At 38.2% G+C, this 15,150-nt stretch carries 10 protein-coding genes; all 10 read left to right on the top strand.

All coding sequences use genetic code 11. From position 1 onward, the window contains the following. Positions 1-197 precede the first annotated feature (197 nt). The 10 genes from BJK46_RS10545 to icd all read left to right on the top strand — a co-directional run bounded on the left by BJK46_RS10545 (position 198) and on the right by icd (position 15,039). Positions 198-1,493, top strand: a complete 1,296-nt coding sequence (locus BJK46_RS10545; protein ID WP_014613671.1) for a DRTGG domain-containing protein — start codon at positions 198-200, stop codon at positions 1,491-1,493. A 12-nt stretch (positions 1,494-1,505) separates the two neighbouring features. Continuing rightward, positions 1,506-2,438, top strand: a complete 933-nt coding sequence (locus BJK46_RS10540; protein ID WP_037542826.1) for a DHH family phosphoesterase — start codon at positions 1,506-1,508, stop codon at positions 2,436-2,438. Positions 2,439-2,462: 24 nt separating this feature from the next. Further along, on the top strand, positions 2,463-5,654 hold the full coding sequence (locus BJK46_RS10535) for a DNA polymerase III subunit alpha (protein ID WP_015729296.1): 3,192 nt from the start codon (positions 2,463-2,465) through the stop codon (positions 5,652-5,654). Positions 5,655-5,796: 142 nt separating this feature from the next. Next, on the top strand, positions 5,797-7,029 hold the full coding sequence (ystJ, locus tag BJK46_RS10530) for an NADP-dependent malic enzyme (RefSeq protein WP_014613674.1): 1,233 nt from the start codon (positions 5,797-5,799) through the stop codon (positions 7,027-7,029). A 44-nt stretch (positions 7,030-7,073) separates the two neighbouring features. After that, positions 7,074-7,934 carry an acetyl-CoA carboxylase, carboxyltransferase subunit beta gene (gene accD, locus BJK46_RS10525; RefSeq protein WP_014613675.1) on the top strand — a complete coding sequence of 287 codons (861 nt, stop codon included), beginning with the start codon at positions 7,074-7,076 and terminating at the stop codon, positions 7,932-7,934. Further along, the gene (locus BJK46_RS10520; protein WP_015729295.1) at positions 7,934-8,878 is read left to right on the top strand and encodes an acetyl-CoA carboxylase carboxyltransferase subunit alpha; all 945 of its coding nucleotides are present in this window, start codon (positions 7,934-7,936) and stop codon (positions 8,876-8,878) included. Before accD ends, BJK46_RS10520 begins: the two co-directional genes overlap by 1 nt. A gap of 563 nt (positions 8,879-9,441) precedes the next feature. Continuing rightward, positions 9,442-10,410: a 6-phosphofructokinase gene (gene pfkA / locus BJK46_RS10515; protein WP_014613677.1), complete on the top strand. Its 969-nt coding sequence runs from the start codon at positions 9,442-9,444 to the stop codon at positions 10,408-10,410. An 18-nt stretch (positions 10,411-10,428) separates the two neighbouring features. After that, complete coding sequence (gene pyk / locus BJK46_RS10510) at positions 10,429-12,189, top strand: pyruvate kinase (protein WP_014613678.1); 1,761 nt, start codon at positions 10,429-10,431, stop codon at positions 12,187-12,189. Positions 12,190-12,612: 423 nt separating this feature from the next. Next, positions 12,613-13,731: a citrate synthase gene (locus tag BJK46_RS10505; protein ID WP_020220140.1), complete on the top strand. Its 1,119-nt coding sequence runs from the start codon at positions 12,613-12,615 to the stop codon at positions 13,729-13,731. Between the two features lie 15 nt (positions 13,732-13,746). Beyond that, the gene (gene icd / locus BJK46_RS10500; protein ID WP_257784255.1) at positions 13,747-15,039 is read left to right on the top strand and encodes an NADP-dependent isocitrate dehydrogenase; all 1,293 of its coding nucleotides are present in this window, start codon (positions 13,747-13,749) and stop codon (positions 15,037-15,039) included. The last annotated feature ends 111 nt before the right edge of the window (positions 15,040-15,150 follow it).

The following is a 15,150-nucleotide window of genomic DNA, read 5'->3' as shown; positions in this document are numbered from 1 at the left end:
GAGTTAAACATTTATTGGTTATCACTTCGCATTACGATTTGAAAAACGTTATAATAAAAGAAATAAAATTGATGACATGGGAATTTAGAAGTAGCTCACAAATCAATCAAGGGGTATCTACTTAAAGATGAATCACTATCTTTTATTCAGAGACATCACATCGTTTAGTGATATGACATAACAATAGAGGGAGATACATGACAAAGCACGAACAAATTATTAAACACATTGAATCATTATCTGTAGGCCAAAAAATTTCAGTCCGTAAAATAGCGAAAGATTTGGACGTTTCAGAAGGGACGGCATATCGTGCGATTAAAGATGCGGGGCAACGTGGGTTAGTGGCTTCGATTGATCGTGTTGGTACAGTCCGTATTGAAAAGAAAGCGCGTGCCAAAGTCGATCATCTAACATTTGGAGAAATAGCGAAAATTGTTGATGGCCATTTAATTGGTGGTAAAGGCGGTCAGTTCAATTCACTGACTAAATTTGCGATAGGAGCGATGGAGCTAGACAATGTCGTTAACTATGTCTCTAAAAACACGTTGCTGATTGTCGGAAATCGTCTTGATGTTCAAAAAGCTGCGTTAGAACGGGGCAGTGCCGTCTTGATTACAGGTGGTTTTGATACGACGGACGAAATTAAGAAAATGGCAGATGAACAAAATCTACCTATCATTTCTTCCAATTATGATACATTTATGGTTGCGAATATTATTAATAGAGCGATGTACAATCAGATGATTAAAAAAGAGATTTTAGTCGTTGAAGATATCGTGATTCCAATCGAACAGACTTCTTTTTTATACGATGAAATGACTGTTGCTGATGTAGGTAAAAAATCTCGAGAAACGTCACATTCTCGTTTTCCAATTGTGGACCGTCAGAACAAATTAGCGGGTTTAATTACTAGTAAAGACATTATCGGCAAAGATTTGGACGAAAAACTTTATCGTGTCATGACGAAACCCGCGATTAGTGTCCAGCTGAGTACGACGGTGGCGAGTTGTGCGCATTTGATGATCTGGGAGGGTATTGAATTACTGCCAGTTACAGGAAATCAAAAACAACTTGTCGGCGTTATTTCACGTGAAGATGTACTGAAAGCGATGCAAATTGTCGGGCGACAGCCACAAGTAGGCGAAACGATTAATGATCAAGTGGCGAAACATATTGAGATTCGCAATCAACAAATCATTGTCGAAATTACACCGCAACTGACAAATCAATTCGGCACATTGAGTAAATCTGTATCGGTCGCTATCATTGAAGAAACGATTAAATCTGTAATGCGCAAACATAAAAAGTTAGAAGTGATGATTGAGAGTTTAAATATCTTTTATATTCGAACTGTACAAATTGAAAGTGAAGTAGAAGTGGATTATACCATTTTAGATATGGGACGTAATTTTGCGAAATTAGAAGTAACGATGTTCAGTGCGAACCAGCCTGTTGCAAAAGCATTAATTATGTGCCAATTATTAGATCATTAAGGAGCGTTGAGTATGAAATTTATTCCAGAAATTCAAGAACAAATTCAACAATATGACACGATTATTATTCACCGTCATGTCCGACCTGACCCAGATGCATTAGGGTCGCAGTTTGGATTGAAAGAATACCTCATAGCGAAATATCCAACTAAAAATGTCTATGCTGTTGGAACGGAAGAACCGACACTTGGATTTATGGGAACGTTTGATACGATTGATGATGCGCAATATGACGATGCACTTGTCATTGTATGTGACACAGCAAACGCCGCTCGTATTGACGATGCTCGTTACGATCGCGGCAACGCATTAATTAAAATCGACCATCATCCCCCTGTAGATTCATATGCGGAAATCAATGATGTTGATGTGAGTGCTTCATCTACTAGTGAGATGATTTTCGATTTGATACAAGGTTCAAATGATTTAGCTTTAATGAACGACAAAATTGCGAGTGCGTTATATTTAGGTATTGTTGGCGATACAGGTCGCTTTTTCTTCAACAATACATCGCCGAAAACGATGACCATCGCAAGTCAGTTGTTACAATATGATATTCAACACAACCGTCTATTAAATCAGTTGGGCGAAAAGGATCCACGGTTAATGCCGTTTCATGGCTATGTACTGCAAAATTTCCAACTTTTTGAAGATGGTTTTTGCCAGGTGAAAATTACGCATGACGTGTTAGAAAAATTTGATATCCAACCGAATGAAGCGTCGTTGTATGTGAATGCAATTGCCGATTTAAAAGGCTTGAAAATTTGGATATTTGCGGTAGACGAAGGTGAAGAAATCCGTTGTCGCATCCGTTCAAAAGAGATTACGATTAATGATGTTGCGGCTGACTTTGGTGGGGGTGGACATCCAAATGCTTCAGGTGTGTCTGTCCATACATGGGATGAATTTGAATCACTTACCGAAGCGCTCCGCCAAAAACTATAACAGGTTAAAGAAGGTGACTTAACGATGGTTGCACATTTAAATATTCATACGGCTTATGACCTTTTGAATTCGAGTATTACGATCGAAGGGGCCGTTCAGCGCACAATTGAATTAGGATATTCAGCCATCGCGATTACCGACTTGAATGTCATGTATGGTGTGCCGCAGTTTTATGACGCGTGTATTCAGCATGGCATTAAACCTTTATTAGGGATGACTGTTTACCTCACTGATCAATTGAATGTGCTAGAAGCGGTAGTCATTGCTAAAAATAATGAGGGGTTGCAAAACTTATTTAAATTGTCATCTGATATTAAAGTAAATCGAATTAAACATGTATCCATTTATGAAAAGAAAGATTTGTTTAATGATACGGTCGTTATTTTTAAGCAGATGACGAACCAAGAAAAGCATTGGCATGAAGAAATGCCTGACGGGGTAACATGTTTTACAGACCATCAATCGGCCGAGGATTGTGAGTTGCCCAAAGTTTTGATGCAGGCGGCGTATTATGAAAAGGCAGAAGATAAAAATGCGTTAAAAGTGTTACATGCGATTCGTGATAATACGAAAGTCAATTTGGTGGATTCACACGAAACACCAACAGAACATATATATGATGTCGATGCATTGTATGATTCGCAATTTGCGGAAGCATGGCTCGCACGTACAGATGAAATTGCGAATATGTGTGATGCTAAACTCGAGTATCATCAAGCTTTGTTGCCCGAATTTGTAACGCCAGACGGTAGTTCAGCAAATGCTTACTTATGGGCTGAGTTAGAACGTGCACTTGCGGATTTTGGACTGACAGAAGCGCGCTATCGTAAACGTTTAAAATATGAATATGACGTCATCACACAGATGGGGTACGCGGATTACTTTTTAATTGTGAGTGATTTAATTCGTTATGCCAAATCAAATGGTGTCATGGTCGGTCCAGGACGGGGCTCTTCAGCGGGTTCATTAGTGAGTTATTTATTAAATATCACGACAATTGACCCGCTTCAATATGATTTACTGTTTGAACGTTTTCTAAATCCTGAGCGTGTGACGATGCCAGATATCGATATTGACTTTGAGGATACGCAACGTGAAAAAGTGATTCATTATGTCCAACAAAAGTATGGTGATTACCGTGTTGCGGGTATTGTGACGTTTGGCCATCTACTTGCGAAAGCCGTCGCACGAGATGTGGGGCGCGTGATGGGCTTTGATGAAACGACGTTAAGTGAAGCTTCTAAATTAATTCCTAGTAAACTGGGAGTCACATTGGATGAGGCCTATAAAGAAGAACGTTTTAAAGCATTTGTCCATCGCAATCATCGTCATGAACGGTGGTTTGAGTATTGTAAAAAGTTAGAAGGGTTACCGCGAAATACGTCGACGCATGCGGCAGGTGTCATTGTGAACGACCAACCGCTATATCAATCTATCCCGTTAACAGAAGGCGAGACAGGTTTGCTGACACAATGGACGATGACGGAAGCAGAACGCATTGGTTTATTAAAAATCGACTTTTTAGGACTGCGAAACTTAACGATTATTCATCAAATCATCAAACAAGTGGCGCGTGATTTAAAAGTTGACATCGATGTTGAACAAATTCCTTTTGATGATGTACACGTCTTTGAACTATTGTCACGTGGCGATACGACAGGAATTTTCCAACTTGAGTCTGAAGGTGTGCGACGTGTTTTACAAAAATTACAGCCCGAACATTTTGAAGATATCGTTGCGGTGACGTCTCTTTATCGACCGGGGCCAATGGAAGAAATTCCGACCTACATTCGTCGTCGGCACGATCCAAGTCAAGTCACGTATTTGCATCCAGATTTGGCGCCGATTTTGAAACGTACATATGGAGTGATTATTTACCAAGAGCAGATCATGCAAATTGCGAGTCAGTTTGCAGGATTTTCTTATGGTGAAGCGGATATTTTACGGCGTGCCATGAGTAAAAAGAATAGAGAAGTCCTTGAAAATGAACGGCAACATTTTATTGATGGTGCAAAAGAAAAAGGCTATGCTGAGACGTTAAGTGGTCAAATTTTTGATTTAATCTTAAAATTTGCGGACTACGGTTTTCCACGTGCGCACGCGGTAAGTTATTCTAAGATTGCATACATCATGACCTATTTAAAAGTGCATTATCCTGCTTATTTTTATGCGAACATTTTAAGCAACGTGATTGGTAATGACACGAAAACAAACATGATGATTCAAGAGGCGAAACAGCAGCACATTACAATTCACGGTCCGCATATTAACAAAAGTCAATGGCGTTATGTTGCGACACAAGAGGGCGTCTATATTTCATTAGGTGCGATTAAAGGTGTCGGTTATCAAACGGTACAAACGATAATGAATGAAAGACGTGAACAGGGGCCTTACAAAGACTTCTTTGATTTCTGTAATCGAATTCCCGGTCGCTTAAGATCGCGACGTACATTAGAAGCATTGATTTTGACAGGTGCGATGGATTGTTTTGGCAAGAACCGTGCGACCTTATTACAATCAATTGATAAGGTGTCAGATACAGATGTCAGTATTGATACCGATCTTCTGGCCAGTGTTGCAACCATTAAACAAGAATATGCGGAAACTGAAGAAATGCCGAGTCAACAATTAAGTGATTTCGAAAAGCAGTATTTAGGCTTTTACGTGACTGCACATCCTGTTGAAAAGGCGTTTAAGCAAAAACAATATCTTGGTATTTTTCAACTTCAAGCACATGTCACGCACCAACCTATTTTAGTTACATTAGATGCTGTACGGGTCATTCGAACGAAACAAGGTCAACAGATGGCGTTTGTTGAGTTGAATGACGGCATAACGACAATGGACGGTGTCATCTTCCCAAAAACGTATCAGCAATTAACCGGAACTTTGGAGACATCAAAGTTTTATATCATTTGGGGCAAGTTCGAAAAGAGAAATGATAAACTTCAATTGATTATCAACCGATTGACGACTTTAGAAGCTTTTGAAATAGAAAAAAGACAGCAAACGCGCAAAATTGTCATTAGAGAAGGTATGACCGATACACTAGAGCAACAGTATTTAACCCAAAAACAATCGAACAACAATATCGCTGTGTACCAATATCAAGAAAGCAACAATCAATTTCTATTTAAAGGTTATTTATTGCAACCAAATCTCTATTTAGATGCACTTTTAGACTCGATTAAACCTGAACATATCCGTTTGTTATAATGCTATGGTATTTTGCACGGGTAAGTGATGATGTAAGCGTTAAACCTGACTTTGATATACGGATATAATGTGCTATAGTATAATGGCGATTAAAAGAGGACTTAAAAAATAGTTGGAATTTGAAAATGGGAGATGATTATGAATGTCCTTAAGAGATGATGCACTGCAAATGCATAAAGAAAATCATGGAAAATTAGCCGTTAGTCCAAAAGTTAAGGTAACGAATAAAGAGGAATTAAGCTTAGCCTATTCTCCAGGTGTAGCTGAACCTTGTAAAGATATACATGAAAGACCGAGTCGTGTTTATGATTATACAATGAAAAGTAACATGGTGGCCGTTATTTCAGATGGTACGGCTGTTCTCGGACTCGGAAATATCGGTGCTGAAGCGAGTATCCCGGTTATGGAGGGAAAAGCTGTACTGTTCAAAAGTTTCGCAGGCGTTGATGCCTTCCCATTGTCACTTGCAACGAATGACACAGAAGAAATTATCCGTACAGTGAAACTCGTGGAACCTAACTTTGGCGGTGTCAATTTAGAGGACATTTCTGCACCGCGTTGTTTTGAAATTGAAGAACGCCTGAAAAAAGAGACAAGAATTCCAGTTTTTCATGATGATCAGCATGGTACGGCTATCGTAACAGTAGCCGGTTTAGTCAATGCATTACGTATTGTTGATAAAGACTTAGCGGATATTAAAGTAGTACTTAATGGTGCGGGTGCTGCCGGTATTGCGATTGTTAAATTACTTTATTCATATGGTGTACGTCATATGATTATGTGTGATTCTAAAGGTGCCATTTATGAAGGGCGTCCATATGGGATGAATGAAACGAAAGATACTGTAGCGAAATGGACGAATAAAGATAAAATTGAAGGAAAATTGGTTGATGTCATCGAAGACGCAGATGTTTTCATCGGTGTCTCAGTTGCAGATGCACTCTCTGAAGAAATGGTACAGTCTATGAATGATGATGCTATTATTTTCGCAATGGCAAACCCAAACCCTGAAATTACGCCAGACAAAGCTAAGCATGCAGGTGCTAAAGTTATTGGTACAGGACGTTCAGATTTTCCAAACCAAATTAATAATGTATTGGCATTCCCAGGTATTTTCCGTGGTGCATTAGATGTACGTGCGACTCATATCAATGAAGAAATGAAACGTGCAGCTGTTGAAGCGATTGCTAACTTAATTACGGATGAAGAGCGCAACCCAGATTACGTTATTCCTGGTCCGTTCGATTATCGTGTTGCGCCGTCTGTAGCACGAGAAGTAGCACGTGCAGCGATGGAATCAGGAGTAGCCCGTATCGAAGTCGACCCAGACGATGTATATGAGAAGACGTTATCACTCACAGATTTAAAGAAATAATACAAGCTTGATTGATAGCCCATGGAAAAGTGGAGGTAATAAAGATGTTTAAAGACTTTTTTAACCGTAATTCTAAAAAGAAAAAATATGTTACGGTTCAAGATTCGAAACAAAATGAAGTTCCTGAAGGCATAATGACGAAATGTCCAAACTGTAAAAAAATAATGTACACAAAAGAGCTCACTGAAAATTTAAATGTATGTTTTAATTGTGATCATCATATTCAATTATCAGCTTATGGCCGTATTGAAGCAATTGCCGATAATGGAACTTTTGAAGAATTTGATAAAGGGATGACCTCTGCAAATCCGTTAAACTTTCCTGGCTATGAAGAAAAGGTTGAAAAAGACCAAGAGAAAACAGGATTAAATGAAGCGATCGTCACTGGAACTGCAGAACTCAATGGCATTAAGTTTGGTATTGGCGTCATGGACCCGAGATTTAGAATGGGGAGTATGGGTTCTGTAGTCGGTGAAAAAATTTGTCGTATTGTCGATCATTGTACAGAAGAGCGACTCCCATTCGTCTTATTTACGGCTTCTGGTGGGGCACGTATGCAAGAAGGAATTATTTCGCTCATGCAAATGGCTAAAACAAGTGTATCGTTAGAAAAACACTCTGATGCAGGTCTATTATTCATTTCCTATATGACACATCCGACAACAGGTGGTGTATCTGCAAGTTTTGCATCAGTAGGTGATATTAACTTGGCAGAACCGAAAGCCTTAATCGGGTTTGCAGGCCGACGTGTTATCGAGCAGACAATTAATGAAAAATTACCTGATGATTTCCAAACGGCTGAGTTTTTATTAGAACATGGTCAGCTTGATAAAGTTGTGCATCGTAGTGAAATGAAGAAAACGTTAGCGACGTTATTTGATATGCATCGTGAGGTGGAAAAGTAATGCTTGATTTTGAAAAACCGATCCAAGACATACAAACTAAAATTGAATCATTGAAAGAAACGCAAGCGAAAAATGATGTCGATTTATCAGATGAAATCGAAATTCTTGAAGCCGCATTGCAAACAGAAAAAGAAAAGATTTACACTTCCTTAAAACCGTGGGATCGTGTTCAAATAGCAAGATTACCTGAAAGACCGACTGTACTCGACTATATTCCATACATTTTTGATGATTTTATCGAATTACATGGCGATCGTAACTTTAGAGATGACCCAGCTATCGTAGGGGGATTAGCTTATTTCAATGGTCAACCTGTGACAGTGATTGGTCAACAGCGCGGTAAAGATACGAAAGATAATATTTACCGTAACTTTGGTATGGCGCACCCTGAAGGTTATCGTAAAGCGTTGAGATTGATGAAAGAAGCCGAGAAGTTTAATCGTCCTATTTTTACATTTATTGATACGAAAGGCGCATATCCAGGTAAAGCAGCTGAAGAACGTGGTCAAAGTGAGTCAATTGCACGTAACCTTGTTTCAATGGCAGGGTTAACTGTACCTGTCATTTCAATTGTGATTGGTGAAGGTGGAAGCGGTGGCGCATTAGGTCTTGGTGTGAGTAATCGTTTATTGATGTTAGAAAACAGTACATACTCTGTCATTTCACCAGAAGGCGCGGCTGGTATTTTATGGAAAGACAGTTCTCTGGCTAAAATTGCTGCAGAAACGATGAAAATAACAGCATACGATTTGCTAGAATTAAACATTATTGACGAAGTGGTGAAAGAGCCGTTAGGTGGCGCGCATCATGACGTTGAGATGTTAGCGAAACGCATTAAGCAAAAGTTTACCAAGCATTTAGCATCGTTTGAACATATGACACCTACTGATATTAAAGAAGATCGTTTTGAAAAATTCCGCAATATTGGTTCGTTTGTTGAATAAGTCTATGTAAAAAGCATAGTATGAAGTCTCTGAATTATGAGACTTCATACTATTTTTTGATATACTTGTTTTGCTTATAGAGGCTATTAATTTTGAATTGAACTGTTTGATGAAAGGGCAGTCAAGTCATCAAGTGAATTAATCAATGCACTCAATAGGCATATCCTGCACGATTCACCATTTTCAATATGGCAATGAATCGTTACGTTCTATATTGATATACAAAAATAATTGTGTCATCTATAATAGTATGTGAAGAAATAAGCAAAGTTGTGCGTTGAATATCACTATGGAATATTTTTTAATTTTTAGTAGAATTATAGCAAAAAATCTTAAAATGCGCATTTTTGGGTATATTATTGATACACCATAGATTCAACAGTGTGTGATTTAAATCGCTTTTACAATTGAATGAAAGTGCTATGAAAACATGAAATATGGCGGATTGATGAATTCATTTGAATAAACCGTTTTCATTTGTTTTTGTATTTATTTATGATGGAATGCGCAATGAAATTGTGGTATTTTTAACATAACAACTATGCAAGAAAGGGTATGTCTACATGAAAAAAATTGCAGTTTTAACAAGTGGCGGAGATTCTCCGGGGATGAATGCAGCAATTCGAGCAGTTGTAAGAAAAGCGCTTTATCACAATATTGAAGTCTATGGTGTGTATCAAGGTTATCAAGGTTTAATCAATGACGACATTCGCAAACTCGAGTTGGGTTCAGTTGGCGATATTATTCAACGTGGGGGTACTTTCTTATATTCAGCACGTTGCCCAGAATTTAAAGAAAAAGAAGTACGCCAAAAAGGGATTGAAAACCTTAGAAAGCGTGGGATTGAAGGTTTAGTCGTTATTGGTGGCGATGGAAGTTACCGTGGTGCACAACGTATTAGTGAAGAGTGTAAAGAAATTCAAACGATTGGTATTCCAGGTACAATTGATAACGATATTAATGGTACTGATTTTACAATCGGTTTTGATACAGCGTTAAATACAATTATTGAATCTGTGGACAAAATCCGAGATACTGCTTCAAGCCACGCACGCACTTTTATCATTGAAGTTATGGGCCGTGACTGTGGAGATTTAGCATTATGGTCAGGTTTAGCTGTAGGCGCTGAAACAATCATTTTACCCGAAACAGAGACAGACATTAAAGATATCGCAGAAAAAATTCAACATGGTATTGATAGAGGTAAAAAGCATTCTATTATCATTGTTGCAGAAGGTTGTATGACGGGTGATATGTGCGCATCAGAATTAACAAAATATATTAATGTTGATGCACGTGTATCTGTGCTCGGCCATATTCAACGTGGCGGTAGCCCAACAGGTGCAGACCGAGTACTTGCATCACGTTTAGGGGGCTATGCTGTTGAGCTTTTACTTAATGGCGAAACGGCTAAAGGTGTCGGCATTAAAGACAACCGCTTAGTTGCGACTAATTTTGATGAAATTTTTAACACTTCAGAACGTCAAATTAACCAACGTATGTTAGGTTTAACTGAAGAATTATCTATATAATTATAGGAGGCATTTCCAATGAAAAAAACTAAAATCGTTTGTACGATTGGACCAGCATCAGAATCAGAAGATATGTTAGAAAAGTTAATGAAAGCAGGTATGAATGTTGCGCGATTAAACTTTTCACATGGCTCACATGATGAACATGCAGCACGTATTCGTTCAATTCGTAAAATAGCGAAAAAGTTAGAGAAAAATATTGGTATCTTACTTGATACTAAAGGACCTGAAATCCGTACGCATGACATGAAAGATGGCATCATTACGCTTGAGAAAGGCTCACATGTCATCGTGAGCATGCAGGAAGTTGAAGGTACAGCGGAAAAGTTCTCTGTCACATACGAAAACTTAATTAACGATGTTGAAGTCGGTTCATTTATTTTATTAGATGATGGCTTGATTGAATTAGAGGTAGAATCTATTGATCATGCAGCAGGTGAAGTTCACTGTAAAGTTTTAAATACGGGAGAACTTAAAAATAAAAAAGGTGTTAACTTACCAGGAGTACGTGTCAACTTACCAGGTATTACAGATAAAGATGCGGAAGATATTCGTTTTGGTATCGAACAAGACGTTGACTTTATTGCGGCAAGTTTCGTTCGTCGTGCAAGTGACGTTTTAGAAATCCGTAAAATTTTAGAAGAAGTGGGCAACCGTACAATTAGCATTATCCCTAAAATCGAAAATCAAGAAGGTATCGATAATATTGAAGAAATTCTTGAAGTTTCTGACGGCTTAATGGTAGCCAGAGGGGATATGGGTGTTGAAATTCCACCAGAAGCAGTGCCGATTGTACAAAAAGATTTAATCCGTAAATGTAATAAGCTAGGGAAACCAGTTATTACTGCAACACAAATGTTAGACTCAATGCAACGTAATCCTCGTGCGACACGTGCAGAAGCGTCTGACGTAGCGAACGCGATTTACGATGGTACAGATGCGGTTATGCTTTCAGGTGAAACTGCAGCAGGGGCTTATCCAGAAGAAGCTGTTAAGGCAATGCATGATATCGCAGTAGCTGCTGAACAAGCTCAAAACTACAAGCAACTGTTATCAGACCGTACAAAACTTGTTGAAACTTCGCTCGTAAACGCAATTGGTGTATCTGCTGCACATACAGCCTTAAACTTAAGTGTTAAAGCGATTGTGGCTGCAACAGAAAGTGGTAAAACTGCGCGTACGATTTCGAAGTATAGACCAAAATCTGACATTATCGCAGTAACACCATTCGAAACAACAGCGCGTCAATGTACACTTGTATGGGGTGTATATCCAGTTGTTCGTGAAGGTAACTTTACTACAGATGAATTATTGAACAATTCTGTAGCAACAGCTATCGAAAGCGAACGTGTTGAAAACGGTGATTTACTCATTATCATAGCAGGTGTACCAACAGGTGAATCTGGTACGACAAACTTGATGAAGTTACATCTTGTCGGTGAAGACTTAGCAAGTGGTCAAGGTATTGGTCGTAACTCAGCAGTAGGTCGTACAGTCGTTGTCAACAATGGTTCGGAATTAAAAGGTCGCGACTTAGACCAAGCTGTTATCGTGACGCCATCAATTGACGAAAGCATTATCCCATATTTAGATCAGGCTGTAGCTTTAGTTACTGAAGAAGCTGGCTTAACTTCTTCAAGTGCTATCATTGGACTTGAAAAAGGTATTCCAACAGTTGTAGGTGTCAACAATGTCGTTGATACAATTCCTGATAACGCATTAGTTACAGTAGATGCGACGCAAGGTAGAGTTTATGAAGGTTATGCAAACGTATTATAATTTTTAAATAGATGATACGATATTAATTTTAAAAGGGTTGGTAAGGTGAATACGCCTTATCGCCCTTTTTTAAATGTAACGTTAAACAATTTTCTGGATAATAGTACGACTTTGGGTGTAAAAAGAGTTTAATTACACTCAAATTAATGTTTCTACAATTATACTCTGTCATCAAATCTTTTTATTATTAATGATAATGAATGCAAATGATGATGTGTTTTTTCTAAAATTAGCGATGAAAACATAAAAGAAAACGCTTTATATCAGTGTTTAAGAAATTAATGAAATCATTTTAACCCAATTATTATAAGATTATTCTGACATATGTCAGTTCTTAAAAAGTTCACAAAACGTATCATATTGGCTATAATAGTTATTGAAAGCCATTACAAAGAACGAATATAAAGTAAAGGGGAAATTCATATGGCAGAATTAATGAGAGGTCTAGAAGGGGTAATCGCAGCTGAAACAAAAATCAGTTCAATTATCGATAGCCAACTTACATATGCGGGCTACGATATAGATGATTTAACTGAAAATGCACAATTTGAAGAGATTGTTTTCTTATTGTGGAATTATCGATTACCCACGAAAAAAGAATTGTCAGAATTAAAAGAAAAATTATTTGAGTATATGACTTTAAATCCAAGAATGTATAGTCATTTTGAAGAATATACGACTGATAAAGTACATCCTATGACGGCTTTACGTACATCGGTTTCTTATTTAGCACACTTTGATGAAAATGCCGATGATAACGATGAAGAAGCATTACAAGAGCGTGCGATTCGTATCCAAGCCAAAATCGCATCACTCGTCGCTTCGTTTGCAAGAGTAAGAGAAGGTAAAGAACCGGTTAAGCCTGATCCTGCTTTAAGTTATGCAGCGAATTTCTTATATATGCTTAGAGGCGAAAAACCGACTGATGTTGAGGTAGAAGCCTTTAATAAAGCATTGATTTTACATGCGGATCACGAATTGAATGCGTCTGCTTTTACAGCGCGTTGTGCGGTGTCGTCATTATCAGATATGTATTCAGGTGTCACTGCTGCCGTGTCATCATTAAAAGGACCGTTACATGGTGGTGCAAACGAACGCGTCATGCAAATGTTGACTGAAATTGGCTCAGTGGACAACGTTGAAGGCTACTTACAAAAAGCATTTGCAAATAAAGATAAAGTAATGGGCTTCGGTCACCGCGTGTATAAAAATGGTGATCCACGTGCGAAATACTTGAAAGAAATGAGCCAAAAAATCACTAATGAAACTGGACAAAGTGAATTGTTCGATGTTTCTGTTAAAATTGCAGAAATCATGAAAGAAGAAAAAGGATTATTACCTAACGTTGACTTCTACAGTGCGACAGTATATCACAGTATGGGCATTGATCATGATCTCTTTACACCAATTTTTGCGGTAAGTCGTACATCTGGTTGGACTGCGCACATCTTAGAACAATTAAGAGATAATAGAATTATGCGTCCTCGTGCAACATATATCGGTGATGTTAACCGTAAATATGTACCGATTGAAGAACGCTAATGAAGTCTATATATTATAAAGTTTCAAAATTCGGAGGTATTAAACATGAGTGAAAAGATTGTAAAAACGGACAGCGGATTACAAGTTCCAAATCAACCTATCGTACCATTTATCATCGGCGACGGTATTGGGCCCGATATTTGGAAAGCAGCAAGTCGTGTCATCGATGCTGCCGTAGAAAAAGCTTATGCCGGTGAGAAAAAAATTGACTGGAAAGAAGTATTAGCCGGTCAAAAAGCATACGACCAAACGGGTGAATGGTTACCAGCAGAAACGTTAGACACAATTAAAGAATATTTAATTGCGATTAAAGGACCATTAACAACGCCAATCGGTGGCGGTATCCGTTCATTAAACGTAGCGCTACGTCAAGAATTAGACTTATTTAACTGTTTACGTCCAGTGCGTTGGTTTAAAGGTGTACCTTCACCAGTGAAACATCCAGAACAAACGGACATGGTCATCTTCCGTGAAAATACTGAAGACATTTACGCAGGTATCGAATTTAAAGAAGGTAGCGAAGAAGTTAAAAAAGTGATTGATTTCTTACAAAATGAAATGGGCGCTAAAAATATTCGCTTCCCTGAAACTTCTGGAATCGGTATTAAGCCAGTATCTAAAGAAGGGACAGAGCGTTTAGTACGTGCAGCCATTCAATATGCAATTGATAATAACCGTAAATCAGTAACACTTGTGCATAAAGGGAACATTATGAAGTTTACTGAAGGTGCGTTCAAACAATGGGGTTATGATTTAGCGGAAAATGAGTTCGGCGATCAAGTATTTACATGGCAACAATATGATCGTTTAGTTGAAGAAAAAGGAAAAGACGAAGCGAACAAAATTCAAGATCAAGCTGAGAAAGATGGCAAAATCATTATTAAAGATTCTATTGCAGACATCTTCTTACAACAAATTTTAACACGTCCAGCTGATCACGATGTTGTTGCGACAATGAACCTTAACGGTGACTATATTTCAGATGCATTAGCTGCGCAAGTCGGTGGCATTGGTATTGCACCAGGTGCGAACATTAACTCTGAAACAGGTCATGCAATTTTCGAAGCGACGCACGGGACAGCCCCGAAATATGCTGATTTAGACAAAGTGAATCCTTCATCGGTATTACTTTCAGGTGTGATGTTGTTAGAACACATAGGCTGGCAAGAAGCTGCGGATTTAATTACTAATTCTGTAGAAAAAACGATTGCTTCAAAAGTTGTGACATATGACTTTGCGCGTTTAATGGAAGGTGCAACTGAAGTAAAAACGTCAGAATTTGCAGATGAATTGATTAAAAATTTATAATAAGTTGATTAAAAGGCCGGGAATTTCCTGGCCCTTTATTTATGTTAAAAGCACGAATGAAATTCAAACATTGGATAAAGTCTATAGTCAAAAACACTTCCTTATCCATGC

This window comes from Staphylococcus pseudintermedius (assembly GCF_001792775.2).
GTDB classification, from domain to species: domain Bacteria; phylum Bacillota; class Bacilli; order Staphylococcales; family Staphylococcaceae; genus Staphylococcus; species Staphylococcus pseudintermedius.
Note: the sequence above shows the minus strand (reverse complement) of the source record. Positions and strands in the feature narration are given on the sequence as shown.